We start from the raw sequence: 25159 nt of genomic DNA, 5'->3' as shown, positions 1-25159 counted from the left end.
TCAGCGTGGGGGCTCCGCGCGGAGAGTGCTCACAGGGTGTCGTCCCCCGAGGTCGTGGTCGAGCGGCGGGTGACCCGCTCGCCCGCGGCGGGGTCGACGGCGGTGCGCGAGACGGTCTCCGTGGACCGGCGGCGCGCCATCAGCACGATGCCGATGAGGAACACGAGCGCCCCGGCGCCCATCAGGATGTACCCGATCATGTCGAGGTTGACCCACTCCACCTCGACGTTGACCGCGAAGACGAGGATCGCTCCGATGACGAAGAGCGCGATTCCGGCTCCGATGCTCATGATGATTCCTTTCGGTTCGGGTAGCTCCGGAATCTTCTCGTGACCCATCCCGGCGATGGGAGGGGTTGACACCCTGCCTCCGACTGTGCCGTGTCGACGGTCAGCGATAGCGTGGCGCGCATGGCACGCGTGATCTTCTACACCGCAACGACGCTCGACGGCTACCTCGCAGACGAGTCCGATTCGCTGGACTGGCTCTTCGCGGTCCCCGGCGGCGAGGGCGGGGATGCCGACTTCCACACGTTCCTCGACGGCATCGGCGTGCTCGTGCAGGGGTCATCGACCTACGAGTGGGTGCTCGAGCATGAGGATCTCATCGCGCACCCCGACAAGTGGCCGTCGTTCTACGGTCCTCGCCCGACGTGGGTGTTCACGACGCGGCAGCTGCCGACGGTTCCCGGCGCCGACGTGCGGTTCGCCTCGGGCACCGTCACCGACAGCTGGGCGGAGATCCGCTACGCGGCGGGCGACCTCGACGTGTGGGTCGTGGGCGGGGGCGACCTCGCGGGGCAGTTCGCCGATGCCGGGCTGCTCGACGAGATCCGGGTGTCGATCGCTCCCGCGACCCTCGGCGCGGGCAAACCCTTGCTGCCTCGCCGTCTCGGCTCCGACCGGCTGACGCTGGTGGATGCCCGTCGCAACGGCCAGTTCGCCGAGCTGGTCTACTCGGTGCGCCCCTGACGTGGGTCGATCTGCACCCACGCGGGATGCTTCGGCTGGCGGCCGTCCCCTGACGACGTGCCGGTGAGCCGGCGGCGCACCCACGGGCCCACGTGGGTGCGATAGTACGCCGCCCCGCGCAGCCCGGTCTCCGGCAGCTCCGGCAGCGACCACCAGCCCTCGGGTGCGCCGATACCCAGCGCATCGAGCACGCGCGCCGCCACGCGGTGGTGGCCGCGGCCGTTCATGTGCAGCCGGTCCTGGGACCAGTACGGCGGCGTCGACAGCTCGCGGTCGGGCCAGTTGAACGCCGTCACGACGTCGGGCCGGTCGCCCATGCGCTCTGCGACCGCGGCCGACAGTAGGTCGCCGCGGCGCTGGATGACACGGCTCAGCGGCAGCTGACCCGACGGGTTGGCGCCCGACAGCAGGATCAGTGTCACACCCTCCTCATCGCAGCGGCGCAGGACGTGCGAGAAGGCATCCACCACCTGTGACACCGAGGTACGAGGGCGCAGCATGTCGTTGCCGCCGCCGTTGAACGACAGATGCGTGGGACGCAGCGCCAGAGCGGGTTCCAGCTGCTCGGCGATGATCGGCGCGATCAGCTTGCCGCGGATGGCGAGATTGGCGTACTCGATCGGTTCACCCGCGGCATCCGCCCACCCCTGCGCGACCAGATCGGCCCAGCCGCGCTCACGGCCGTCGGGCAGGTCGTCGCCGACGCCCTCGGTGAAGGAGTCGCCGATGGCGACGTAACGAACGGATGCCACCGGCACAGCCTACGCGCCGTCACCGGTCGTCGAGAGCCAGGCCACGGCGATCTGCGAGTCCCCAGGCGGCCGCGGCGGCGACGGCGAAGAACCCCGCGAAGATCACGAACAGCAGCGGCGCTCCCCCACCGGCCAGCAGCGGCGGCACCGTGAGCGGGGCGACGATCGAGGCGATGCGCCCGACGCCGGCGGCCCAGCCCGACCCGGTCGCGCGCAACGACGTCGGGTACATCTCCGGGGTCACGGCGTAGAGGGCGCCCCAGGCGCCGAGGTTGAAGAACGACAGCGCCATACCGGCGGCGATGATCGCGCCCTCCCCCGTCGCGGTGCCGAAGAACACCGCGGCCACCGCTGAGCCGACGAGGAAGACCGACAGGGTGAGCCGGCGGCCCCATACCTCGATGAGCCACGCGGCGACGGCGTAGCCCGGCAGTTGCGCGAGGGTGATGATGAGGGTGAACCCGAACGAGCGCACGAGGTCGTACCCCTGGGCGACGAGGATCGTGGGGATCCAGATGAACGCCCCGTAGTACGAGAAGTTCACGCAGAACCACACGAGCCACAGGCACGCGGTGCGCACGCGGAACTCCGCCGACCAGAGCGCGGCGAGGCGTTCACGGGTGCGCACGGCCGCGGGAGGCGCCGCCGGGGCGGCGACGGCATCGGCGGGCCGCGCCGCGGCGATGTGCCCGGCGGCATCCTCGAACGACCGGGTCACCGCGTCGGCTTCGGCCGTGCGGCCGCGTCGCTCGAGCCAGCGGGCCGACTCGGGAAGCCCCCAGCGCACGATGAGCGCGTACACCGCCGGAATCGCGCCGAGGACGAACGCCCACCGCCAGCCGTCCTCCGAGGACGGCACCACGAAGTAGCCGATGAGGGCTGCGGCGGTCCATCCGACGGCCCAGAACGCCTCGAGGATCACGATAAGCCGCCCGCGCATACGCGCCGGGGCGAACTCGCTCACGTAGGTACTCGCTACCGGCAGTTCGGCGCCGAGGCCGAGACCGACGAAGAAGCGCAGCACGAGCAGCACCGCGAGGCCGCCCACGAGCGCGCTCGCGCCGGTGGCGATGCCGTAGACCAGCAGGGTCAGCGCGAACACCTGCCGGCGCCCGAACCGGTCGGCCAGCAGGCCCCCGAGGCTCGCGCCGATCGCCATGCCCACGAACCCGACCGAGGCGATCCACGCCGTCTCATGCGGCTGCAGCGACCACTGCACGGCCAGCGCCGCGATGATGAACGAGATGAGCCCGACATCCATCGCATCCAGCGCCCAGCCGATGCCCGACCCCGTCAGCACCCGCAGGTGGCGCTTCGTGAACGGCAGGCGATCCAGGCGCTCCGACGCGGTGTCGGGCGCGTTCGCGGGTGCGGTGGCGGCTTCAGGCATACCGTCATCGTACGGATGCCGGCGACCTCCGCCGCGCCGGATCAGCGCGACGCGAGCATGTCGTGCACGAGCGGGGCGACGGTGGAGCCGTACAGCTCGATGGAGTGCATCATCTTCTCGTGCGGCAGCGTGCCGGTGGAGTACTTCAGGTCGAACCTGTCGGCACCGAGCGTCGTGACCGTTTCGACGATCTTGCGCGCCACCGTCTCGGGCGATCCCACGTACATCGACCCCTCCGGACCGACGTCGTGCTGGAAGCGCAGGCGGTTGTACGGCGGCCAGCCGCGTTCGCGGCCGATCGTGTCGTTCATGGCGGCGAAGTGCTCGTACGCCTCGTCCCACGCCTGCTGGTCGGTGTCGGCGATGTAGCCGGGCGAGTGCACGCCCACCGGACGGGTGTCATGCCCGAAACTCTCCAGCGACCGGTGGAACAGGTCCACGAACGGCCGGAAGCGGTGCGCCGGGCCGCCGATGATCGCGAGCATGAGGCCGTAGCCGTACCGGGCCGTGCGCACGACCGACTCCGGGCTGCCGCCCACCCCGACCCACGCGGTGAGCCCGTTCTCGGTCTTGGGGAACACGTCGGCATCCGTCAGCGCCGCCCGTGTCGTGCCCTGCCAGGTCACGGGGCGTTCGGTGAGCAGCTCGGAGAACAGCTCGAGCTTCTCTTCGAACAGCACCTCGTAGTCGGCGAGGTCGAAGCCGAACAGCGGGAACGATTCGATGAACGAGCCGCGGCCGAGGATCACCTCTGCGCGCCCCGACGACAGCGCGTCGAGCGTCGCGAACCGCTCGAACACCCGCACGGGGTCGTCGCTGGAGAGCACGGTGACGGCGGTGCCGAGCCGGATGTCGCGGGTGCGTGCCGCGATGGCGGCCAGCACGACCTCCGGGCTCGAGACGGCGAACTCGCGGCGGTGGTGCTCCCCCACGTTGAAGGCGGCGAGCCCCAGTTCGTCGGCGAGCACCGCCTGGTCCACGAGGTGGCGGATGGTCTGCGCCGCGCTCAGCAGCTCCCCATCCGGTCCCCGGGTGATGTCGCCGAACGTGTCGAGTCCGAGTTGCAGTGCCGTGTCGGTCATCCGCGGCTCCTTTCCATTCATGCGCATGCAACACGACGGTGCCGTTCCGCATTCCCCCGCGCTGCCGCGACGCTCGCGTGCGCCGGCATCCGTTCGCTCGGCGTTCCGGGCGTAGGAGATGTGGCGTGCGTAGGTGGTTTCAGCGGGGATCGGTCCTGTGGTCGCCCCATCTCCTACGCTCGCGACGGCGCGGGCGCGGGTGCGGGCGCGGATGCCGTGGCGCACCGCATTCCCCCGCGGATGCCGCGCGCGTACGGTGAAGGCGTGACGGTGTACGCCGACCGGGTCGCGGCGGGCGTCGCTCTGGCGGCGGCCCTCGACGCGTGGCGCGGCACGGCGGCCGTCGTGGTGGGGATCCCGCGGGGCGGCGTCGTGGTGGCGGCCGCCGTCGCCCGCGAGCTCGACATGCCGCTCACGGCCGTCGCGGTGCGCAAGCTCGGCATCCCCTCGCACACCGAGGTCGCCGCGGGGGCCATCGCGCAGGACGTGCGGGTGCTCAACGACGAAGCGACCGACGGCCGGTGGGTGACCCCCGCGCAACTGGCCGAGGTGGAGCAACGGGAACGCGCCGAGCTGCGGCGGCGGGCGCAACGCTACGGGCTCGGCGGCGTGGACCTCGCCGGTCGCACCGCGATCGTCGTGGACGACGGGGTGGCCACCGGTGCGACGGCCACCGCCGCCTGCCGCGCCGTGCGGGCCCTGGGGGCCGCGTACGTGGTGCTGGCGGCGCCGGTCGCGCCGGCGCGATGGCAGCCGCCGGCGGATGCCGCAGACGAGTGGGTGTGCCCGCAGCCGGTGCGGGACTTCTGGGCCGTCGGCGCGTTCTACGACGATTTCCGCCAGACCAGCGACGAGGAGGTCGTCGCGCTGCTGCGTGACGCTCCTCGTCGCTGAGCAGGTCAGCCCCGCAGTGCCGCGCGCAGGGTGTCGAGGCCGACGCCGCCGATGTCCAGCGCCCGCTTGTGGAACGCCTTGATCGAGAAGTCGGCGCCCTCGCGTTCGGCGACCTCGTCGCGCAGCTGCTCCCAGATGCGCTGGCCCACCTTGTACGCGGGAGCCTGACCCGGCCAGCCGAAGTAGCGGTTCACCTCGAAGCGCACGAACTCGTCGGGCATGTTGACGTTGCGGCGCATGAACTCCAGCGCGTAGTCGTAATCCCAGGTGCCCGTACCGTCCAGGCGCGGCTTCTGCAGGTGCACGCCGATGTCGAGCACGACGCGGGCGGCGCGCATGCGCTGGCCGTCGAGCATGCCGAGGCGGTCGGCCGGGTCGTCGAGGTAGCCCAGCTGCTCCATGAGCCGCTCGGCGTACAGCGCCCATCCCTCGGCGTGGCCGCTCGTGCCGGCCAGCAGTCGACGCCAGGAGTTCAGCTGCGCACGGTTGTACACCGCCTGCGCGATCTGCAGGTGGTGGCCGGGGACACCCTCGTGGTAGACGGTCGTGAGCTCGCGCCAGGTGTCGAAGGTGTCCACGCCCTCCGGCACCGACCACCACATGCGCCCGGGACGGGAGAAGTCGTCGGTGGGGCCGGTGTAGTAGATGCCGCCCTCGTTCGTCGGGGCGATCATGCACTCGAGGCGGCGGATGGGCTCGGCGATGTCGAAGTGGGTGCGGCCCAGCTCCTCGACGGCGCGGTCGCTGGTCTCCTGCATCCAGCGCTGCAGCGCCTCGGTGCCGTGCAGCTGACGGGAGGGGTCGGCCTCGAGCAGCGCGACGGCCTCTTCGACCGTCGCTCCGGGAGAGATCTGCTCGGCGATCGACTCCTGCTCGGCGACCATGCGGGCGAGTTCCTCGATGCCCCACTCATAGGTCTCGTCGAGGTCGATCTCGGCACCGAGGAAACGGCGCGAGTGCAGCGCGTAGAGCTCGCGGCCCACGGCATCCGTCGCCGACGCCTCGGGTGTGAGCTCATTGGCCAGGAACGAGGCCAGCTCGTCGTAGGCCACCCGGGCGGCGTTGCTGTTGTCGGTCAGGTCGCGTGCGAGGGAGGCCGGCAGGTGGCCCTCGGCGGGGGCCGCCTCGGCGGCGAAGCTGGCGAAGAAGCCCGCGTCTGCGGTGTAGCGGCCGATCTGCGTGACCACTTCGAGCACCTGGCGCCGCGCCGGCACGACGCCCTGCGCGATGCCTTCGCGCAGCGTCTCGATGTAGCCGGAGATCGCGGCGGGGACAGCCCGCAGCCGCTCGGAGACGATGCCCCAGTCCTCGACCGTGTCGGTGGGCATGAGGTCGAACGCCGAGCGCAGGTCCTGCGCGGGCGAGGCGATGACGTTGAGGTCGCGCAGATGCGCCTTCGCCGCGTGCAGTTCGAGGCTCAGGCGCAGTTCGCGCGTGAGGTCTTCCTTCGTGACGGCGTCGATCTCGTCGACGGGCTCTGCCGCTTCCAGCGCCGTGAGGGTCTGTCGTGCGGCCTCGGCTGCCCGGTCGGCACCGGCCGGCGACAGGTCGTCGAAGCGGCCGTTGTGCTCGGTGCGGCCGATGTAGGTCGCCAGGATCGGGGACAGTTCGGCGGCGGTGTCCACCCAGGCGTCCGCGATCGCATCGATCGGGGTCGTGGGACGAGAGGTGTCAGTCATCCTTCGAGCCTAGAACCCGCGCACGCCGACGCGAACCCCGGGACTGCTCAGTGGCCGGCTTCGTCCCAGTCCGCGCCGCGACCGATCTGCACATCCAGCGGCACCGAGAGGTCGGCGGCATCGCCCATGCGTTCGCGGACGATCCGCTCCGCGGCATCCCACTCCCCCGGCGCCACCTCGACGACCAGTTCGTCGTGGATCTGCAGCAGCACGCGCGAACGCAGCTGCTGCTGGGCGAACTCGGCGTGGATGCGGAACAGCGCGATCTTCATGATGTCGGCGGCGCTGCCCTGGATGGGGGCGTTCAGCGCTGCCCGCTCGGCGTTCTCGCGCAGCACCCGGTTGGGGCTGGAGAGATCCGGGAACGGGCGCCGACGGCCGAAGATCGTCTCGGTGTAACCGTCGATCTTCGCCTGCTGCACGGCGGAGCGCAGGTAGTCGCGCACCGCACCGAAGCGGGCGAAGTACTCCAGCATCAGGCCCTTGGCCTCGGACTGCTCGATGCGCAGTTGCTTGGAGAGGCCGAACGCCGACAGGCCGTAGACGAGGCCGTACGACATCGCCTTGACCTTCGTGCGCATCGCGGAGGTGACTTCCTCCGGCGTGACGCCGAACACCCGTGCGCCGACGAAGCGGTGCAGGTCCTCGCCGGAGTTGAACGCTTCGATGAGCCCCGGGTCGCCGGAGAGGTGCGCCATGATGCGCATCTCGATCTGGGAGTAGTCCGCCGTCAGCAGCGTCTCGTACCCCTCGCCGACCTGGAAGGCGGCGCGGATGCGGCGGCTCTCGGTGGTGCGGATCGGGATGTTCTGCAGGTTGGGGTCGGTGCTGGACAGGCGCCCGGTCTGGCTGCCGGTCTGCACGTAGGTCGTGTGGATGCGCCCGTCCGCGGCGATGGCGGTGTCGAGCGACTCGATGATCTGGCGCAGCTTGGTGGCCTCGCGGTGCTGCAGCAGCTGGTCGAGGAACGGATGCGGGTGGGATTCCTGCAGATCGGCCAGCACCGCGGCATCCGTGGAGTACCCGGTCTTGGTCTTGCGGGTCTTCGGCAGCTGCAGCTGCTCGAACAGCACCTCCTGCAGCTGCTTGGGGGAACCGAGGTTCACCTCGCGCTCGATGGTGGCGTAGGCCTGCTGCGCGATGGCGTCGGCACGCTCGGCGAGCTCGGCCGAGAAGCCCGACAGCTTCTCGTGCGACACGGCGACACCGGCCAGCTCCATGTCGGCGAGGGTGATGAGGGTCGGCAACTCGATGTCGGTGAGCACGGATGCCACGGACTCGGGCAGCTCCTCGCGGAGGGCGTCCGCGACACGCAACGTGAACCACGACACCTGGCCGGGCGTCGCGCCCTCGGTCTCGGGCACGAGCTGGCTGGGGTCGGCTTCGGGCAGCTTCTCGCCGAGGTAGCGATCGACGAGGTCGGAGAGGCTCTTGTCGGGGAAGCTGGGGCGCAGCAGCCAGCCCGCCACGATCGCGTCGAACACGAGCGCGTCGACGACGACGCCCGCCCGGCGCAGCGCCTTGACCTGCGGCTTGGCGTCGGAGAACACCTTCGGCGCGGCCGAGGCGAACCAGCCTGACAGCACGGCGCTCGTCTGGTCGGTCCAGTCGACCTCGACGGCGGTGTCGGCGGTGGCGAGGCCGACGCGCTCGGGCAGTCCACCGCTCATCGCGACGGTGACGGCGACCTCACCCTGGGCGGCGTCGAGCCACGCGGTCAGGCCGGCGGCGTCGGGCTGGGTCGGGGTGGGCGCGGCGACGGCGGGGGCGGCATCGGGGCCGGGACCCGGATCGATCGCGCCGGCCGCCTCGAACACGCGCGGGAGGAGCGTGCGGAACTCGAGCCGGGCGAAGATGTCACGCACGGCCTGGGCGTCGATCGGCTTGACCGCGAGGTCTTCGGGGGTGACGGGCAGCTCGACGTCACGCAGCAGCCGGTTGAGGGTGCGGTTGCGCCGCACGTCGTCGAGGTGCTCGCGCAGGTTGCCGCCGACCACGCCCTTGATCTCGCCCGAGCGCTCCAGCAGCTCGTCGAGCGAACCGTACTGGGTGAGCCACTTCACGGCGGTCTTCTCCCCCACCTTCGGCACGCCGGGCAGGTTGTCGCTCGTCTCGCCCACGAGGGCCGCGATGTCGGGGTAGTTCTCCGGCGGCAGGCCGTACTTCTCGATGACCGCGGCGGGGTCGTAGCGCTTCAGCTGCGACACGCCCTGCACGCTCGGGTACAGCAGCGTGATGTCGTCGTTGACGAGCTGGATGGTGTCGCGGTCGCCCGAGCACACCAGCACGTCGAAGCCGGCGGCCGCGCCCTCGGTGGCGAGGGTGGCGAGGATGTCGTCGGCTTCGAAGTCCTCCTTCTGCAGCACCGTGATGTTCATCGCGGCGAGGCAGTCCTGCAGCAGCGGGATCTGACCCTTGAACTCCGCAGGCGACTCGGAGCGGTTGGCCTTGTACTCGGCGTACTCGCGGGTGCGGAACGACTGCCGCGAGGTGTCGAAGGCGACCGCGACGTGCGTCGGCTTCTCGGCCTTGAGCAGGTTCACGAACATCGACAGGAACCCGTAGATGCCGTTGGTGTGCTGGCCGTCCTTCGTCGTGAAGTTGTCGACCGGGAGGGCGAAGAACGCCCGGTATGCCAGCGAGTGGCCGTCGACGATCAGAAGGGTAGGCTTTGCGGCATCCGTCACCATGACAGCCTAACTTCGGGCTGGGACAGCGTGAGCCGAGAGTGGGATATGACCGATCAGAACGCCGTGGCCGATGCCGGAATGGACTGGGTCGCACGCCGCGGCCTCGGGGATCTCGCCGAGAGGATGGGGATCCGGATCACGGAGTTCACGATCGACCGCTGCGTGGCGACCATGCCGGTGGCGGGCAACACCCAGCCGGTGGGGCTCCTCCACGGCGGCGCATACGTCGTGCTGGGCGAGTCGCTCGGTTCGATGGCGGCGAACCTCCACGCCGGCGAGGGACGACTGGCGGTCGGCACCGACATCAACGCCACCCACACCCGCGCCGCCACCGGCGGGCAGGTGACCGGGGTGTGCACCCCCATCCACCTCGGCCGGTCGATGACGGTGCACGAGATCGTCGTGACCGATGAGGCCGGGCGGCGCTGCTCGACCGTGCGCATCACGAACCTCATCAAGGACCTCTGACGCCTCGCGCGGCATCCCCGCGTGAAAAACCACGAAACGGCTGAGACCCCCCGCGATGCGAGGGGTCTCAGCCGGAAAGTGGTGTCCCGTTACTTCTTGGGCGCGAGCTGCTCGATGATCGCCTTGGCGACGTCCTGCATCGTGAGGCGACGGTCCATCGACGCCTTCTGGATCCAGCGGAAGGCCTCGGGCTCGGTCAGCCCCATCTTCTCGTTGAGCAGGCCCTTGGCCCGGTCGACGAGCTTGCGGGTCTCGAAGCGCTCGACCATGTCGGCCACCTCGGCCTCGAGCGTGATGATCTGCTCGTAGCGGGCCAGGGCGATCTCGATCGCCGGCAGCAGGTCGTTGGGGGTGAAGGGCTTGACGACGTAGGCCAGCGCGCCGGCCTCGGTCGCGCGCTCGACGAGCTCCTTCTGGCTGAACGCCGTCAGCAGCACGACCGGCGCGATGTGCGCCTTGCTGAGCTTCTCTGCGGCGGAGATGCCGTCGAGGACGGGCATCTTCACGTCCATGATCACCAGGTCGGGGCGCAGCTCCGTCGCCAGCTGAACGGCCGTCTCGCCGTCACCGGCCTCTCCCACGACGTCGAATCCGTTGTCGCGGAGGATCTCGACGATGTCGAGGCGGATCAGCGATTCGTCCTCGGCGACGACGACGCGTCGGGGGGCTGCGGCCATGGGGGTGGCGGTTTCGTCGAGCTCAGTCACAACACCATTCTAGGCCAGGCGAGGCCGTGCACCTGCGGTATCGTCGTTGAGTCACCCTGCCGGTGTGGCGGAATGGCAGACGCGACCGACTCAAACTCGGTTGTCTTCGGACGTGTGGGTTCGACTCCCACCACCGGTACGCAACGAACAAGAGGGATGCCGCATCGCGGCATCCCTCTTGTTCTGCATCCGGCCTTAGAGCTCGGCCTTGTAGATCGGCGCCTTGCCGTGCACGGCGTCGCCCACCTTGTGAATGCGGATGTCGTTGGTCGACCCGATGATTCCGGGAGGCGATCCGGAGATCACGACGACGCGGTCACCCACCTCGGCCAGGCCGTTGGAGAGCAGGTAATCGTCGACCTGGATGAACATGAGGTCGGTGTGGGCCACGTGCTCGACCAGGGTCGACTGCACGCCCCACGTGATCGCCATGCGCCGGCGGATCGACGGGTCGGGTGCGAACGCGATCATCGGGAATTTCGGGCGCAGGCGCGACATGCGTCGCGCCGTGTCGCCGGACTCGGTGAAGATGCAGACGTACTTGGCCTCGACGAACTCGGCCACCTCCATCGCCGCGAGGGTGATGGCGCCGCCCTGCGTGCGGGGCTTGGTGTTCAGCGGCGCGATGCGCTCCATGCCGTGGTCTTCGGTGGATTCGATGATGCGGGCCATGGTCTCGACGACCACGACGGGGTAGTCCCCCACGCTGGTCTCGCCCGAGAGCATGACCGCGTCGGCGCCGTCGAGCACCGCGTTGGCGACGTCGCTGGTCTCGGCGCGGGTGGGCACCGGGTTGTTGATCATCGACTCGAGCATCTGCGTCGCGACGATGACGGGCTTGGCCATGCGGCGGCACAGCTCCACGGCGCGCTTCTGCACGATCGGCACGGCCTCGAGCGGCAGCTCGACGCCCAGGTCACCGCGGGCGACCATGATGCCGTCGAAGGCGTCGATGATCTCCTCGAGGTTGTCCACGGCCTGCGGCTTCTCGATCTTGGCGATGACGGGGACCCGGCGGCCCTCTTCAGCCATGATCACGTGGACCCGCTGCACGTCCTTCGCGCTGCGCACGAACGACAGCGCGATGAGGTCGGCGCCGGCGCGCAGACCCCAGCGGAGGTCGGCTTCGTCCTTCTCCGACAGCGCGGGGACGTTGACGGCGACGCCGGGCAGGTTGATGCCCTTGTTGTTGGACACCGGACCGCCGACGATGACCTTCGTCGTGACGACGGGGCCGTCCACGCTCGTGACCTCGACGCGCACCTTGCCGTCGTCGATCAGGAGGAAGTCGCCCGGCTTGACGTCGTCGGGCAGGCCCTTGAAGGTCGTCGAGACGATCTCCTTGGTGCCGACGATGTCTTCGGCGGTGATCTTGAAGACGTCGCCCACGGCGAGGTCGTGTGGCCCGTCGGCGAACTTGCCGAGACGGATCTTGGGGCCCTGGAGATCCACCAGCGCGGCGACGGCACGGCCGGCGTCCTGTGCTGCCTTGCGCACGTTGGCGAAGTTGTTCTCGTGGACCGAGTAGTCGCCGTGGCTCAGGTTGAATCGGGCCACGTCCACGCCCGCGTCGATGATCGCGCGGACCATCTCGTACGAGGACGTGGCGGGGCCGAGAGTGGCGACGATTTTCGCGCGTCTCATCGTGTGATGTGCTCCGGTCTTTGGGGGATGGCGGTGTAGTGCCGTCGGTTTCAACCCTACGCGGGCTGCAAGCCGATGGCGATGTCAGTGGGCCGTACGAAAGCAGGAAGCTCGGTCGTACCCATGAGGTAGCGGTCGACCGACGCGGCCGCAGCGCGGCCCTCGGCGATCGCCCAGACGATGAGCGACTGGCCGCGCCCGGCGTCACCGGCGACGAAGACACCCGGGTGGGTGGCCTGGTACTCGTCGTCACGGGCGGGAATGCCGCGCGGAGTGAACTGCGTCTGCAGCTGCGCCTCGAGCGCGGTGCGCTCGGGGCCGGTGAAGCCCATCGCGATGAGCACGAGGTCGGCGGGGATCTCGCGTTCGGTGCCGCTCTTGGGCACGCGGCGACCGTCGACGAACTCCGTCTCGGCGACGCGGAGGGCACGCACCTCCCCCACCTCGTTGCCGAGGAACTCGACCGTCGAGGCGAGGTAGGCCCGTTCGCCGCCCTCTTCGTGGGCCGAGGAGACCTCGAACAGGGTCGGCGTCATGGGCCACGGCTGGCTGTCGGGGCGCGCCGCGGGCGGCTGCTTGCCGATGGCGAGGTTGGTCACGCTCAGCGCACCGTGGCGGTGGGCGGTGCCGATGCAGTCGGCGCCGGTGTCGCCGCCGCCGATCACGATGACGTGCTTGCCCTGCGCGCTGATCTGGTTGGGGACCTGGTCCCCCGCGACGGCCTTGTTCGACTCGACGAGGTACTCCATCGCGAAGTGCACGCCGGCGAGGTCACGCCCGGGGATCGGCAGATCGCGGGGCACCGTGGCGCCGGTGGCGACCACGACAGCGTCGTAACGCTCCCGCAGCTGGTCCCACGTGATGTCCTTGCCGATCTCGACACCCGCGCGGAATCGGGTGCCCTCGTCCTGCATCTGACGCAGACGCGACTCGAGATGGCGCTTTTCCATCTTGAAGTCCGGGATGCCGTAGCGCAGCAGCCCGCCGATGCGGTCGTCGCGTTCGAACACCGCGACGGTGTGGCCGGCGCGGGTCAGCTGCTGGGCGGCGGCGAGACCGGCGGGCCCCGAGCCGACGACGGCGACCGTCTTGCCCGTCAGGCGGGCCGGCGGCTCGGGCTCCACCCAGCCGCGCGCGAAAGCCTCGTCGATGATCGAGACCTCGACCTGCTTGATCGTCACGGCGGGCTGGTTGATGCCCAGCACGCACGAGCTCTCACAGGGTGCCGGGCAGAGCCGCCCCGTGAACTCGGGGAAGTTGTTCGTGGCGTGCAGCCGCTCGATGGCGCTGCGCGGCTGGCCGCGCCACGTGAGGTCGTTCCACTCCGGGATGAGGTTGCCCAGCGGGCATCCCTTGTGGCAGAACGGCACGCCGCAGTCCATGCAGCGCCCCGCCTGGCGGCGCAGCACCGCGGAGTCCCCCGGTTCGTACACCTCTTTCCAGTCGAGGATGCGGACGGGGACCGGCCGGCGCGGCGGCAGCTCGCGCTCGGTGACTTTCAGAAAGCCCTTCGGGTCAGCCACCCGTCACCTCCATGATGCGATTCCAGACGACATCGCCGTCGGGGTCCAGCCCCTCGGCTGCCGCCTCCTGGCGGGTCTGCAGAACGGCCGCATAGTCACGCGGCACGACGCGGACGAACTCGGTGGCCGCCACGTCGAAGTTCTCCAGCAGGGATGCCGCGAGAGCCGAATCGGTCTCGGCGACGTGCTGCAGCAGCAGGTCTCGGAGGATCTCGATGTCCCCCGAGCCCATCTCCAGCAGTTCCAGCTCGCCGCTGGCCAGCGACTCGCGATTGACCAGCGCGGTGTCGAGCCGGTAGATGTAGGCGTTGCCGCCCGACATGCCGGCGCCGAGGTTGCGGCCGGTGGCCCCGAGGATGACGGCGAGACCGCCCGTCATGTACTCCAGGGCGTGGTCGCCGACGCCTTCGACGACGGCGGTGGCGCCGGAGTTGCGGACGAAGAACCGCTCCCCCACGACGCCGCGCAGGAACATGGTGCCCTGCGTCGCGCCGTAGCCGATGACGTTGCCGGCGATGACGTTGCGGGACGCGTCGAAGGTGGCATCCCTCGGCGGGCGCACGACGATCTGACCGCCCGACAGGCCCTTGCCGACGTAGTCGTTCGAGTCGCCCTCGAGCCGCAGCGTGATGCCGGCGGGGAGGAACGCACCGAAGGACTGCCCGGCGGAGCCGGTGAGGTTCACCACGATCGAGCCCGACGGCAGGCCGTTCGCGCCGTGCGCGAGGGTCACCCGGTTGCCGAGCATCGTGCCGACCGCGCGCTCGGTGTTGCGGATGGGCAGGTCGATCGTGATCTGGCCGCCGTGGGCGATGACGTCCTGCGCGCGCTCGATGAGCTGCACGTCGAAGTGCTCCTCGAGCTCGTGGTCCTGACCGCGAGTGTTGCGTCGTGCTGCGGTCTCGGCGAACGCGGGTCCGCGCAGGATCGGCGTGAGGTCGAGCCCGTTGGCCTTCCAGTGCGAGATCGCCCCGTTGACGTCGAGCAGCTCGTTGTGGCCGATGGCCTCGTCGAGGGAGCGGAAACCCAGCTCGGCGAGGTACTCCCGCACCTCCTGCGCGAGGAACTCCATGAAGTTCACGACGTGCTCGGCCTTGCCGGTGAAGCGCGAGCGCAGCACCGGGTTCTGCGTGGCGACGCCGACGGGGCACGTGTCGAGGTGGCAGACGCGCATCATGATGCACCCCTCCACGACGAGCGCGGTCGTGGCGAACCCGAACTCCTCGGCGCCCAGGAGCGCCGCGATGATGACGTCGCGTCCGGTCTTGAGCTGGCCGTCGGCCTGCACCACGACGCGGTCGCGCATGTCGTTGAGCATGAGGGTCTGCTGCGTCTCGGCCAGCCCCAGCTCCCACGGCGTGCCGGCGTGCTTGAGGGAGTTCAGCGGGCTCGCGCCGGTGCCGCCGTCGTGGCCGGAGACCAGGATGACGTCGGCGAGGGCCTTGGCGGTGCCGGCGGCGACCGCGCCGATGCCCGACTGGCTCACGAGCTTCACGTGCACGCGGGCCTTCGGGTTCGCGCGCTTGAGGTCGAAGATCAGCTGCTTGAGGTCTTCGATCGAGTAGATGTCGTGGTGCGGCGGGGGCGAGATGAGGCCGACGCCGGGGGTGCCGCCGCGGGTGCGGGCGATCCACGGGTACACCTTCGCCGGGGGCAGCTGACCGCCCTCGCCGGGCTTGGCGCCCTGGGCGAGCTTGATCTGGATGTCCTCGGCGTGGGTGAGGTACATGCTCGTGACGCCGAACCGGCCGGATGCCACCTGTTTGATGGCGCTGCGCCGTTCCGGGTCGAGCAGCCGGTCGACGTCTTCGCCGCCCTCACCGGTGTTCGACTTGCCGCCGAGGCGGTTCATCGCAATGGCGAGGGTCTCGTGGGCTTCCTTCGAGATGGAGCCGTAGCTCATCGCGCCGGTGGAGAACCGCTTGACGATCGACGACACCGGTTCGACCTCGTCCAGCGGCACGGCGGGTCGCTGACCTGTGCGCAGCGTGAACATCCCGCGCAGGGTCTTCAGCTCCTTGGCCTGCTCGTCGACGAGTTTGGTGTACTCGCGGAAGATGTCGTAGCGGCGGGCGCGGGTGGAGTGCTGCAGCCGGAAGATCGTGTCGGGGTTGAACAGGTGCGGCGAGCCGTCGCGACGCCACTGGTACTCGCCGCCGGTCCACAGCCGTTCGTGTGCGCGGGCCGCGCCGTCCTCCGGGTACGCCCAGTCGTGACGGGCCTGGTTCTCGGCGGCGATCTGCTCGATGCCGATGCCGCCGAGCTTGGTCTCGGTGCCGGTGAAGTACGCGTCGATGAACTCCCGTGAGAGCCCCACGGCCTCGAAGGCCTGGGCGCCGGCGTAGGAGGACACCGTGGAGATGCCCATCTTCGACATGATCTTCAGCACGCCCTTGCCGAGGGCGTAGATCACGTTGGTGACGGCCTTCTCGGGGCTGATGCCGGTGATGAAGCCGGCGCGCACCAGGTACTCGACCGATTCCATCGCCAGATACGGGTTCACGGCGGAGGCGCCGTAGCCGATGAGGGTCGCGACGTGGTGCACCTCGCGCACGTCGCCGGCTTCGACGACGAGCCCCACCTTCATGCGGTTCTGCTTGCGGATGAGGTGGTGGTGCACCGCGGAGACCATGAGCAGCGACGGGATCGGGACGAGGTCCTTGTTCGAGTCGCGGTCGGAGAGGATGAGGAACTCCGCACCGTCCTCGATGGCCTGCTCCGCTTCGGCGCACAGCTCTTCCAGACGCTCCTGCAGCGTGTGGGGGCCGGCATCGAAGTGGTAGAGGCCCTTGAGGGTCACGGCGCGGCGGCCGGGCATGGTGCGTTCGATGTTCTGGATCTTCGCCAGCTCGTCGTTGTCGATCACGGGGAAGTCCAGCGTGATCTGGCGCGCGTGGTCGGGGCCGGCCGAGAGCAGGTTGCGCTCGGGGCCGAGGCCCGCACGCAGGCTCGTGACGACCTCTTCGCGGATGGAGTCCAGCGGCGGGTTGGTGACCTGGGCGAACTGCTGCACGAAGTAGTCGAAGAGCAGGCGCGGCCGCTCGCTGAGCACGGCGATGGGCGTGTCTGACCCCATCGCGCCGATCGGCTCCGCGCCGTTCTGCCCCATCGGGGTCAGCAGGATGCGCACTTCCTCCTCGGTGTAGCCGAAGGTGCGCTGGCGGCGGGTGATGGAGGCGATGGGATGCACGATGTGCTCGCGCTCGGGCAGCTCCGACAGCTGCAGCCGCTGGCGCAGCCACAGCTCCCACGGCTCCGCCTTGGCGAGGGTCGCCTTGATCTCGGAGTCCTCCACGATGCGGCGCTCGGCGGTGTCGACGAGGAACATGCGGCCCGGGCTCAGGCGGCCGCGGCGCTTGATGCGCGACGGCTCGAAGTCGAGCACGCCCGTCTCGCTGCCGATGACGATGAGGCCGTCGGTCGTCTCGGTCCACCGGCCCGGGCGCAGCCCGTTGCGGTCGAGGGTGGCCCCGACCTGCGTGCCGTCGGTGAAGATGAGGGCGGCCGGACCGTCCCAGGGCTCCATGAGCATGGAGTGGTAGTCGTAGAACGCGCGCAGGTCCGGCGCGATATCGGCCTGCTTCTCGTACGCCTCCGGCACCATCATCATGATGGCGTGCGGCAGGCTGCGGCCGGTGAGGGTCAGCAGTTCCAGCACTTCGTCGAACGAGGCGGAGTCGCTCGCGCCGTCGGTGCAGATCGGCAGCAGCGGGCGGATATCGCCGAGCAGTTCGGATTCGAGCTGCGACTGCCGCGCCCGCATCCAGTTGCGGTTGCCGCTGACGGTGTTGATCTCGCCGTTGTGGGCGAGCATGCGCAGCGGCTGGGCCAGCGGCCACGACGGGAACGTGTTGGTCGAGTACCGCGAATGCACGACGGCGAGCTCCGAGGCGAAGCGCTCGTCCTGCAGGTCGGGGTAGAACGGCTCCAGCTGCAGCGTCGTGACCATGCCCTTGTAGCCGAGCGTGCGGCACGACAGCGACACGAAGTAGGCACCCAGCTCGTGCTGCGCGCGCTTGCGCAGCCGGTAGGCGCGACGATCGAGCTCGATCCCCGACAGGGCCGGGGCGTCGCCGACGGCGGGACGCGACAGGAACAGCTGCTCGAACGCCGGGCGGGCGTCGTAGGCGAGCTTGCCGAGGTTGTCCACGGCGGTGGGCACCACGCGCCAGCCCAGCACCGTGAGGCCCTCGCGTGCGGCGAGCTGTTCGATGCCCGCCTTCAGCTCGGCGCGGGCGTCGGGATCCAGCGGCAGGAACGCCATGCCTGCGGCGTACTCCCCCACCGGCGGCAGGTCGAAGTCCACGACGGCGCGCAGGAAGGCATCCGGCATCTGCGTCAGGATGCCGGCACCGTCACCGGTGCCCGCGTCCGAGCCGATGGCGCCGCGGTGCTCCAGGTTGCGCAGCGCCGTCAGCGCCAGTTCCACGATGTCGTGTCCGGCGCTGCCGCGCAGCGTGGCCACCATCGCCAGGCCGCACGCGTCCTTCTCGAACGCCGGGTTGTACATCCCCTCACGCGGGGGGAACGCGGCGAGTTCGCCGACGTTGTGACGGGGGCTCGAAGGCATACCTGCCGTCCTCACTCTGATACTCAAGATGGGACGCCGTCGGCCCTGGGCGTTACTTGGTGGGGACTGCGCTTGTGGCGGTCTCCTCGGGAACATCGGACGCGGGGGGTGCGCTCACGTCGACGAAGTCTTCGGTGTTCTGCGATTGTACAACCCCGTCGGGCTGCCATTGGCGACCGGGCACATACACCGACGGCTCGCCGCCGGTGTGGCGGCGCTTCTGCACCACGATGATGACCAGACCCACCACGACACCGAGGATCGCGGCCCACACGTTCGTGCGGAGGCCGAGGATGACCTCGCTCGGGTCGATGCGGATCGACTCCCACACCACGCGCCCGGCGCAGTACCAGATGAGGTACAGGCCGAACAGGCGCCCCCACTGCAGGCGGAGCTTGCGCCCGGCCCACAGCAGCACCACGACGCCCAGGAGGTTCCACAGCGACTCGTAGAGGAACGTGGGGTGGAACAGGGTCCCCTCGGGCAGGCCGATCGGCCATGCGGCGTTGGGGTAGTCGATCTCCAGACCCCACGGCAGGTCGGTGGGCACGCCGTAGAGCTCCTGGTTGAACCAGTTGCCGAACCGGCCGATCGCCTGCGCCAGCAGCAGGCCCGGGGCCAGCGCGTCGGCGAAGCTCCAGAACCGGATGCCGGTCCAGCGGCATCCGAGCCACGCGCCCACGGCGCCGCCCAGCAGCGCGCCGAAGATGGCGATGCCGCCCTCCCAGATGTAGAACACCGCCCACGGGTCCTTGCCCTCGCCGAAGTAGAACCCCGGGTGGGTGACGACGTGGAAGATGCGCGCGCCGATGATCGCCAGGGGCACCGCGAGCAGGGAGATGTCGATGACGACCCACGGCTCCGCGCCGCGCTTGGTGAGGCGGCGGTTGGTCAGCAGCACGGCCGCGATGATCCCGGCGATGATGCACAACGCGTAGAAGTGGATGCGCAGCGGCCCCAGATCCCAGTAGCTGACGGACGGGCTCGGGATGCTGGCGACGACGCTCGCGGCGGCGTGGATCATGACAGATCGGGTCCTTGCGTTCGGAGGGCGGAGGCTGTCCGGCCCGAGAGAGTCTAGTTCGCGGCGGCGCCTGCGGTGAGGGCACGCGTCGTGGCGGCGAGGGCGTCGAGTCCGCCGTCGCGGAGGGCCCGCACGAGTGCGGTGCCCACGATCGCGCCGTCGGCGTACTCCAGCACGCCGGCCACGTGCTCAGGGGTCGAGATGCCGATGCCGACGCAGGCGCGTTCGCAGCCGCGGTCGCGCAGGCGCTGCACGAGCGTGCGCGCGGCGGCATCCAGATCCGCCCGCTCCCCCGTGATGCCCATCGTCGAGACGGTGTAGACGAACCCGGTCGAGGCTCCGACGATGAGGTCGAGCCGCTCGTCGGTGGACGTGGGAGCGGCGAGGAAGACGCGGTCAAGGCCCGTGCGCTCGGATGCCGCGATCCAGTCGGCCGCGGACTCGGGCGTGATGTCGGGGGTGATGAGCCCCGCGCCGCCGGCCGCGAGCAGGTCGTCGGCGAAGCGGTCGACGCCGTACTGCATGACGGGGTTCCAGTACGTCATCACGAGAACCGGCACATCGACGCGGGCGGTGATCTCGCGCACCGCGGTGAAGATGTCGCGCAGGCGGAAGCCGCCGGCCAGGGCCGCCTGGGTGGCTTCCTGGATGACGGTGCCGTCCATCACGGGATCCGAGTACGGCGGGCCGAGCTCGAGCACGTCGGCGCCGCTCTCGGCCAGCACGACGGCGGCATCGATGCTGGACTGCAGGTCGGGGAAGCCCAGCGGCAGGTATCCGACGAACGCTCCCCGGCCTTCTGCCTTGGCCTTGTCGATGGCGGCGGCGACGCGGGAGGTCACAGTTCGATCCCTTCGCCGGCGGCGGCGTCGTCGGCGGGCGGGGTGACCACCGGTGCCGGGGCCTCGTCGCCGTACAGGCCGAACCAGCGGGCCGCGGTGTCCATGTCCTTGTCGCCGCGGCCGGAGAGGCTGACGGCGATGAGCGCGTCGGGGCCCATCTCGCGGCCGAGGCGCAGCGCGCCGGCGAGGGCGTGGGCCGACTCGATCGCGGGGATGATGCCCTCGGTCCGGCTCAGCAGACGCAGCGCCTCCATCGCCTCGGTGTCGGTGGCGGGGATGTACTCGGCGCGTCCGATGGCCGACAGCCACGCGTGCTCGGGGCCGACGCCGGGGTAATCCAGGCCGGCCGAGATGGAGTGCGACTCGATCGTCTGGCCGTCCTCGTCCTGCAGGACGAAGGTCTTCGCACCGTGCAGCACGCCGGGGCGGCCACGTTCGATCGACGCGGCGTGGCGGAGGGTGTCGACGCCGTCGCCGGCGGCCTCCACACCGTAGAGCTTCACGTCGGCGTCGTCGAGGAACGCGTCGAACATGCCGATCGCGTTGGACCCGCCGCCGACGCAGGCCACGACCGCGTCGGGCAGGCGTCCGACCTCGTCCAGCAGCTGGGCGCGGGCCTCTTCGCTGATGATCTTCTGGAAGTCGCGCACCATCGCCGGGAACGGGTGGGGTCCGGCGGCCGTGCCGAAGATGTAGTTGGTCGTCTCGACGCTGGCCACCCAGTCGCGGTACGCCTCGTTGATGGCGTCCTTGAGCGTGCGCGAGCCGTTCGTGACGGGCACGACCTCGGCGCCCAGCAGCCGCATGCGTGCGACGTTGAGCGCCTGCCGCTCGGTGTCGACCTCGCCCATGTAGATGGTGCAGTCGAAGCCGAACAGCGCCGCGGCGGTCGCCGTGGCCACGCCGTGCTGGCCCGCGCCGGTCTCGGCGATGACGCGCGTCTTGCCGAGGCGCTGGGTGAGCAGTGCCTGCCCGATGACGTTGTTGATCTTGTGCGACCCGGTGTGGTTGAGGTCCTCGCGCTTGAGGAACACCCGGGCGCCACCGGCGTGCTCGGCGAACCGGGGCACCTCGGTCAGCGGCGACGGCCGGCCGGCGTACGAGCGCAGCAGGCCCTCGAACTCGGCCTGGAACGTCGGGTCGACCTTCGCGGCGTCGTACACCGCGGTGAGTTCGTCGATCGCGGCGATGAGCGATTCCGGCATGTACCGGCCGCCGAAGTCACCGAAGTAGGGTCCAGCGGCATCGCGCAGACTCATGAGCCGGCCTCCAGGAAAGCGGTGAGGGTGGAGACGGGGTCACCGGTGACCAGCGCCTCCCCGATGAGCACGACGTCGGCGCCCGCACCGCGGTAGTGGGCGACGTCGGCGGGGGTGAGCACGGCGGATTCCGCGATCTTCACGGCATCCGACGGCAGGTGCTCGGCCAGCCGGCCGAACAGGTCGCGGTCCATCTCGAACGTCGACAGGTCGCGGGCGTTGACCCCGACCAGGCGCGCGCCGATGTCGGCGGCGCGGTGCACCTCGTCGAGCGAGTGGGTCTCCACGAGCGGCGTCATGCCGAGCTCGAGGATGAGGCCGTGCAGCTGCGCCAGGACCGGCTGGCCGAGGGCCGCAACGATGAGCAGCACGAGGTCCGCGCCGCTCGCGCGGGCTTCGAGCACCTGGTAGGGCGTCGCGATGAAGTCCTTGCGCAGCACCGGCACCGACACGGCCGCCTTGACGGCCTCGAGGTCGGCGAGGCTGCCCTTGAAGCGGCGGCCCTCGGTCAGCACCGAGATCGCGGAGGCTCCCCCGGTCTCGTACAGGGATGCCTGATGGGCGGGGTCGGGGATCGCCGCCAGATCGCCGCGCGACGGACTCGCGCGCTTGACCTCGGCGATGATCTTCACCCGGTCAGCGGGCGCGAGCGCCTGCAGGGCATCGAGGGCGGGAGCCTGGGCGAGGGCGGTCTTCTCCACCTCGGCGAGCGGACGCAGTCGCTCGCGTGCCTCGGCGTCCTCCACCGCGCCGGCCGTGAGGCCCGCGAGGATACTCAATGCTGCTTCGACGCGTACTTGGGGCCGTTGACGCCGTAACCGGCCTTGGCCATGACCCAGCCGACGATCGCGCCGACGACGAGCAGGGCGGCAGAAGCCCAGACCAGTGCCGGCATGTCGAGCCAGTAGAACACCGTGCCGAGCGTCACCGCGAGAAGCATGATCACGACGGCGGTCCATGCTGCCGGGGAATGTCCGTGGCCGGGGTCGCCGATGTGGTTGCTCATGGATCTCCTTCGCGTGCCGAGCGGCGGGGCGGCCGCTCGGTTCAGTCTAGCGGGGTCAGGCTGTCGGGTCCGCGCCGCGGGACAGGTCGTCCCACGAGTCGATCGCGTCGTGGGGGCGCGATCCTGCGGTGCCGGGGGCGCCGGCGGCGGGCGTGTCGGTGCGGTAGCGGCGGCCGGAGCCGCGCCACGTGTGCGCGGTGGCGAGCGTGAACGCGCCGCCCGCGATCAAAAGGGCTGCGGCCACCAGGGTGACCCACGGCCAGGGGGTCGCGGTGATCTCGGCGACCAGGGCAGCCACCGCGTTCGTGCCGCTGAGGCCGGTGGCCTCGGTCACGGTGCTGGCGACGGCGGTGACGGGCAGTTCGGTCGCGACGGGCCAGGTCAGGGCCAGCAGCGACGCGCCGATGGCCACCGCCAGCACGCCGAAGACGTAGCGCAGCACGCGCCCGGTGATCGTGAGGGCGAGGCCGAGGGCCAGCGCCGCGAGTCCGAGGGGGGCCAGCACGGGGACTGCGGCGGTGCCGGGCACGGCGAGCGTGTCGGCGGCGCCGTCGTTCAGGGTGACGTCGAGCCACGTCTGCGTGGACGAGATCACGGCGGTGCCGCCGGCGATCACGATCGCGAGCACTGCGATCAGGCGTGCGCGGCGGGTCACGACAGTGCCGTCTGCGGGTGCAGGTCGTCGGCGTCGAAGCAGGTGCGGGTGCCGGTGTGGCAGGCCGCTCCCACCTGGTCGACCTCGATCAGCACGGCGTCGCCGTCGCAGTCCAGGCGTGCGCCGCGGACGAGCTGGATGTGCCCTGACGTGTCGCCCTTGCGCCAGTACTCCCCGCGCGAGCGCGACCAGAAGGTCACCCGGCCGGTGGTGAGGGTGCGGCGGAGCGCTTCGGCATCCATCCACGCCAGCATGAGGACCTCTCGGGTGTCCCACTGCTGGATGATCGCCGCGACCAGGCCGGAGTCGTCGAAGCGCACCCGCGCGATGCGGTCGTCCACGGATTCGGTCATGAGGCATTCTCCCGTCCGCGCACGAGCACGCCGTCGGCGGCGAGGGCGTCCTTGACATCGGCGATCGTCAGCTGGCCGGAGTGGAACACGGACGCGGCCAGCACGGCGTCGGCGCCGGCGTGCACGGCCGGGGCGAAGTCGGCGGCGGCGCCTGCTCCGCCGGACGCGATGACGGGGACGCTCGACAGTTCGCGCATGAGGCCGATCAGCGGCAGGTCGAAGCCGGCCTTCGTGCCGTCGGCGTCGATCGAGTTCACCAGCAGCTCGCCGGCGCCGCGGTCGATGGCCTCGCGGGCCCAGCCGAGGGCGTCCAGTGACGTTTCGGTGCGGCCGCCGTGGGTGGTCACGACGAAGCCCGACGCCGTGGCATCCGACCGCTTCACATCCAGCGAGAGCACGAGTACCTGGGCGCCGAACCGGTCGGCGATCTCGTCGATGAGGGCGGGACGGGCGATGGCGGCGGAGTTCACGCCGATCTTGTCGGCCCCCACCCCCAGCAGCCGGGCGACGTCCTCGGTGGAGCGCACTCCCCCGCCGACGGTCAGCGGGATGAAGACCTCTTCGGCGGTGCGGCGCACGACGTCGTAGGTCGTGGCGCGGGCGTCGACGGTGGCCGTGACGTCGAGGAAGGTGAGTTCGTCTGCGCCCTGCTCGTAGTACATGCGGGCGAGCTCGACCGGGTCGCCCATGTCACGCAGGTTGGCGAAGTTCACGCCCTTCACGACGCGGCCTGCGGCGACGTCGAGGCACGGGATGACGCGGCACGCGAGGGCCATCAGAGCCTCGCGTTGTGGATCGCCGTCACCAGGATCGCGCGGGCGCCGATGGCGTAGAGGGCGTCCATGACCTGGTTGGCGCGCGTGCGCTCGATCATCACGCGCACGGCGACCCATTCCGGGTCGCGCAGCGGCGAGATGGTGGGCGACTCGATGCCGGCGGCGATGGTGACCGCGTCGTCGACGAGGTGGGCCGGCAGGTCGTAGTCCACCAGCACGTAGCGACGGGCGACCATGACTCCGCGCAGGCGCCGCAGCAGCGTCTCGGCGCCCGGCGCTTCGACGGGCGCGCCGATCAGCACGGCCTCGGACTGCAGCAGCACGGGGCCGAAGATCTCCAGGCCCGCCTGTCGGAGCGTCGTGCCGGTGGACACGACGTCGGCGACGGCGTCGGCGACGCCCAGCTGCACGGCCGATTCCACGGCGCCGTCCAGCGGGACGAGGTCCACCGCCACGCCGTGCTCGTCGAGGTACGCGTCGACCAGGCCCGGGTAGGCGGTGGCGACGCGCACGCCGTCGAGGTCGGCGAGGGTGGAGAAACGGCCGGGAGGAGCCGCGAAGCGGAACGTCGACCCGCCGAAGCCGAGGGCTTCGATCTCTCGCGCCCCCGGCATCCGGGCGTCCAGCAGCAGGTCGCGGCCCGTGATGCCGACGTCCAGCGCGCCGGAGCCGACGTAGGTGGCGATGTCCTTGGGGCGCAGGTAGAAGAACTCGACCTCGTTGACCGGGTCGATGGTGTGCAGGTCCTTCGGGTCACGACGGCCGGTGTAGCCCGCCTCGGCGAGCATCTCGGCGGCGGTGTCGGCGAGGGAGCCCTTGTTCGGCACGGCGATACGCAGCATGGGTGGCTTTCGGTGAGGGGATGGATGCGCGG

General features: G+C 70.4%; 22 protein-coding genes and 1 tRNA gene. 4 read left to right on the top strand and 19 right to left on the bottom strand.

Features of this window, described 5'->3' with window-relative positions; translation table 11 throughout:
• Nucleotides 1–29: 29 nt before the first annotated feature.
• Nucleotides 30–290, bottom strand: coding sequence for a DUF6458 family protein (locus ACFVR6_RS12040; protein WP_386963244.1), 261 nt, complete (start codon nucleotides 288–290; stop codon nucleotides 30–32).
• A 120-nt stretch (nucleotides 291–410) separates the two neighbouring features.
• Here ACFVR6_RS12040 and ACFVR6_RS12035 point away from each other — a divergent pair, with 120 nt between their 5' ends.
• Complete coding sequence (locus ACFVR6_RS12035) at nucleotides 411–971, top strand: dihydrofolate reductase family protein (protein WP_386963241.1); 561 nt, start codon at nucleotides 411–413, stop codon at nucleotides 969–971.
• On the opposite strand, the gene ACFVR6_RS12030 is transcribed toward ACFVR6_RS12035, so the two are convergent.
• From ACFVR6_RS12030 to ACFVR6_RS12020, 3 genes are read right to left on the bottom strand one after another with little or no spacing between them, the layout of a single operon-like run.
• Entirely contained in the window at nucleotides 953–1723 is a 771-nt protein-coding gene (locus tag ACFVR6_RS12030) for an SGNH/GDSL hydrolase family protein (RefSeq protein ID WP_386963238.1), read from the bottom strand. The two genes, ACFVR6_RS12035 and ACFVR6_RS12030, sit on opposite strands and share 19 nt — an antisense overlap.
• A 19-nt stretch (nucleotides 1724–1742) precedes the next feature.
• Nucleotides 1743–3113 carry an MFS transporter gene (locus ACFVR6_RS12025; RefSeq protein WP_386963235.1) on the bottom strand — a complete coding sequence of 457 codons (1371 nt, stop codon included), beginning with the start codon at nucleotides 3111–3113 and terminating at the stop codon, nucleotides 1743–1745.
• Nucleotides 3114–3154: 41 nt separating this feature from the next.
• The gene (locus tag ACFVR6_RS12020; RefSeq protein WP_386963232.1) at nucleotides 3155–4195 is read right to left on the bottom strand and encodes an LLM class flavin-dependent oxidoreductase; all 1041 of its coding nucleotides are present in this window, start codon (nucleotides 4193–4195) and stop codon (nucleotides 3155–3157) included.
• A gap of 264 nt (nucleotides 4196–4459) precedes the next feature.
• On the opposite strand from ACFVR6_RS12020, the gene ACFVR6_RS12015 reads away from it, so the two are divergent.
• Entirely contained in the window at nucleotides 4460–5089 is a 630-nt protein-coding gene (locus ACFVR6_RS12015; protein WP_386963229.1) for a phosphoribosyltransferase family protein, read from the top strand.
• 5 nt (nucleotides 5090–5094) lie between these two features.
• On the opposite strand, the gene ACFVR6_RS12010 is transcribed toward ACFVR6_RS12015, so the two are convergent.
• On the bottom strand, nucleotides 5095–6768 hold the full coding sequence (locus ACFVR6_RS12010; RefSeq protein ID WP_386963226.1) for a DUF885 domain-containing protein: 1674 nt from the start codon (nucleotides 6766–6768) through the stop codon (nucleotides 5095–5097).
• A gap of 47 nt (nucleotides 6769–6815) precedes the next feature.
• Nucleotides 6816–9455 carry a DNA polymerase I gene (gene polA, locus ACFVR6_RS12005; RefSeq protein ID WP_386963223.1) on the bottom strand — a complete coding sequence of 880 codons (2640 nt, stop codon included), beginning with the start codon at nucleotides 9453–9455 and terminating at the stop codon, nucleotides 6816–6818.
• A 48-nt stretch (nucleotides 9456–9503) separates the two neighbouring features.
• Between polA and ACFVR6_RS12000 the strand changes: the two genes are divergently transcribed.
• Nucleotides 9504–9926: a hotdog fold thioesterase gene (locus tag ACFVR6_RS12000; RefSeq protein ID WP_386963220.1), complete on the top strand. Its 423-nt coding sequence runs from the start codon at nucleotides 9504–9506 to the stop codon at nucleotides 9924–9926.
• 89 nt (nucleotides 9927–10015) lie between these two features.
• On the opposite strand, the gene ACFVR6_RS11995 is transcribed toward ACFVR6_RS12000, so the two are convergent.
• Nucleotides 10016–10603 carry an ANTAR domain-containing response regulator gene (locus ACFVR6_RS11995; RefSeq protein WP_386963798.1) on the bottom strand — a complete coding sequence of 196 codons (588 nt, stop codon included), beginning with the start codon at nucleotides 10601–10603 and terminating at the stop codon, nucleotides 10016–10018.
• Nucleotides 10604–10691: 88 nt separating this feature from the next.
• Between ACFVR6_RS11995 and ACFVR6_RS11990 the strand changes: the two genes are divergently transcribed.
• A tRNA-Leu gene (locus tag ACFVR6_RS11990) sits at nucleotides 10692–10772 on the top strand.
• Between the two features lie 56 nt (nucleotides 10773–10828).
• Here ACFVR6_RS11990 and pyk read toward each other — a convergent pair.
• Genes pyk through hisG form a run of 12 tightly spaced genes read right to left on the bottom strand, consistent with a single transcriptional unit; the run spans nucleotide 10829 to nucleotide 25127 of the window.
• Nucleotides 10829–12277, bottom strand: a complete 1449-nt coding sequence (gene pyk, locus ACFVR6_RS11985; RefSeq protein ID WP_386963217.1) for a pyruvate kinase — start codon at nucleotides 12275–12277, stop codon at nucleotides 10829–10831.
• 56 nt (nucleotides 12278–12333) lie between these two features.
• On the bottom strand, nucleotides 12334–13800 hold the full coding sequence (locus ACFVR6_RS11980; RefSeq protein ID WP_386963214.1) for a glutamate synthase subunit beta: 1467 nt from the start codon (nucleotides 13798–13800) through the stop codon (nucleotides 12334–12336).
• Nucleotides 13793–18370 carry a glutamate synthase large subunit gene (gltB, locus tag ACFVR6_RS11975; protein ID WP_386963211.1) on the bottom strand — a complete coding sequence of 1526 codons (4578 nt, stop codon included), beginning with the start codon at nucleotides 18368–18370 and terminating at the stop codon, nucleotides 13793–13795. The genes ACFVR6_RS11980 and gltB overlap by 8 nt, the downstream gene beginning before the upstream one ends.
• A gap of 52 nt (nucleotides 18371–18422) precedes the next feature.
• Complete coding sequence (gene lgt, locus ACFVR6_RS11970; protein ID WP_386963208.1) at nucleotides 18423–19394, bottom strand: prolipoprotein diacylglyceryl transferase; 972 nt, start codon at nucleotides 19392–19394, stop codon at nucleotides 18423–18425.
• A 53-nt stretch (nucleotides 19395–19447) separates the two neighbouring features.
• Nucleotides 19448–20236 carry a tryptophan synthase subunit alpha gene (gene trpA, locus ACFVR6_RS11965; RefSeq protein WP_386963205.1) on the bottom strand — a complete coding sequence of 263 codons (789 nt, stop codon included), beginning with the start codon at nucleotides 20234–20236 and terminating at the stop codon, nucleotides 19448–19450.
• Nucleotides 20233–21495 (bottom strand): tryptophan synthase subunit beta, encoded by a 1263-nt coding sequence (trpB, locus tag ACFVR6_RS11960; RefSeq protein ID WP_386963202.1) that lies wholly within the window; start codon nucleotides 21493–21495, stop codon nucleotides 20233–20235. Before trpB ends, trpA begins: the two co-directional genes overlap by 4 nt.
• Nucleotides 21492–22268 (bottom strand): indole-3-glycerol phosphate synthase TrpC, encoded by a 777-nt coding sequence (gene trpC / locus ACFVR6_RS11955; protein WP_386963796.1) that lies wholly within the window; start codon nucleotides 22266–22268, stop codon nucleotides 21492–21494. Before trpC ends, trpB begins: the two co-directional genes overlap by 4 nt.
• Before the next feature lie 2 nt (nucleotides 22269–22270).
• The gene (locus ACFVR6_RS11950; RefSeq protein WP_386963199.1) at nucleotides 22271–22501 is read right to left on the bottom strand and encodes a DUF6704 family protein; all 231 of its coding nucleotides are present in this window, start codon (nucleotides 22499–22501) and stop codon (nucleotides 22271–22273) included.
• Nucleotides 22502–22556: 55 nt separating this feature from the next.
• The gene (locus ACFVR6_RS11945) at nucleotides 22557–23156 is read right to left on the bottom strand and encodes a Trp biosynthesis-associated membrane protein (RefSeq protein WP_386963196.1); all 600 of its coding nucleotides are present in this window, start codon (nucleotides 23154–23156) and stop codon (nucleotides 22557–22559) included.
• A complete protein-coding gene (gene hisI / locus ACFVR6_RS11940; protein ID WP_386963193.1) occupies nucleotides 23153–23509 on the bottom strand; it encodes a phosphoribosyl-AMP cyclohydrolase in 357 nt (118 codons plus the stop codon). Before hisI ends, ACFVR6_RS11945 begins: the two co-directional genes overlap by 4 nt.
• The gene (gene hisF / locus ACFVR6_RS11935; RefSeq protein ID WP_386963190.1) at nucleotides 23506–24285 is read right to left on the bottom strand and encodes an imidazole glycerol phosphate synthase subunit HisF; all 780 of its coding nucleotides are present in this window, start codon (nucleotides 24283–24285) and stop codon (nucleotides 23506–23508) included. Before hisF ends, hisI begins: the two co-directional genes overlap by 4 nt.
• Complete coding sequence (gene hisG / locus ACFVR6_RS11930) at nucleotides 24285–25127, bottom strand: ATP phosphoribosyltransferase (RefSeq protein ID WP_386963186.1); 843 nt, start codon at nucleotides 25125–25127, stop codon at nucleotides 24285–24287. Before hisG ends, hisF begins: the two co-directional genes overlap by 1 nt.
• Nucleotides 25128–25159: the final 32 nt, after the last annotated feature.

Source organism: Microbacterium sp. NPDC058021, from assembly GCF_042885955.1.
Classification (GTDB): domain Bacteria; phylum Actinomycetota; class Actinomycetes; order Actinomycetales; family Microbacteriaceae; genus Microbacterium.
This window is presented reverse-complemented; position numbering and strand designations above follow the sequence as displayed.

Coding starts and splice junctions, on each gene's coding strand:
- ACFVR6_RS12040 (WP_386963244.1), bottom strand. CDS start 290: ATGAGCATCGGAGCCGGAATCGCGCTCTTCGTCATCGGAGCGATCCTC.
- hisF (WP_386963190.1), bottom strand. CDS start 24,285: ATGGCCCTCGCGTGCCGCGTCATCCCGTGCCTCGACGTCGCCGCAGGC.
- ACFVR6_RS12020 (WP_386963232.1), bottom strand. CDS start 4,195: ATGACCGACACGGCACTGCAACTCGGACTCGACACGTTCGGCGACATC.
- ACFVR6_RS12025 (WP_386963235.1), bottom strand. CDS start 3,113: ATGCCTGAAGCCGCCACCGCACCCGCGAACGCGCCCGACACCGCGTCG.
- trpB (WP_386963202.1), bottom strand. CDS start 21,495: ATGAGTCTGCGCGATGCCGCTGGACCCTACTTCGGTGACTTCGGCGGC.
- ACFVR6_RS12010 (WP_386963226.1), bottom strand. CDS start 6,768: ATGACTGACACCTCTCGTCCCACGACCCCGATCGATGCGATCGCGGAC.
- pyk (WP_386963217.1), bottom strand. CDS start 12,277: ATGAGACGCGCGAAAATCGTCGCCACTCTCGGCCCCGCCACGTCCTCG.
- ACFVR6_RS11950 (WP_386963199.1), bottom strand. CDS start 22,501: ATGAGCAACCACATCGGCGACCCCGGCCACGGACATTCCCCGGCAGCA.
- ACFVR6_RS11995 (WP_386963798.1), bottom strand. CDS start 10,603: ATGGCCGCAGCCCCCCGACGCGTCGTCGTCGCCGAGGACGAATCGCTG.
- lgt (WP_386963208.1), bottom strand. CDS start 19,394: ATGATCCACGCCGCCGCGAGCGTCGTCGCCAGCATCCCGAGCCCGTCC.
- ACFVR6_RS12000 (WP_386963220.1), top strand. CDS start 9,504: ATGACCGATCAGAACGCCGTGGCCGATGCCGGAATGGACTGGGTCGCA.
- gltB (WP_386963211.1), bottom strand. CDS start 18,370: ATGCCTTCGAGCCCCCGTCACAACGTCGGCGAACTCGCCGCGTTCCCC.
- ACFVR6_RS12035 (WP_386963241.1), top strand. CDS start 411: ATGGCACGCGTGATCTTCTACACCGCAACGACGCTCGACGGCTACCTC.
- hisI (WP_386963193.1), bottom strand. CDS start 23,509: ATGACCGAATCCGTGGACGACCGCATCGCGCGGGTGCGCTTCGACGAC.
- hisG (WP_386963186.1), bottom strand. CDS start 25,127: ATGCTGCGTATCGCCGTGCCGAACAAGGGCTCCCTCGCCGACACCGCC.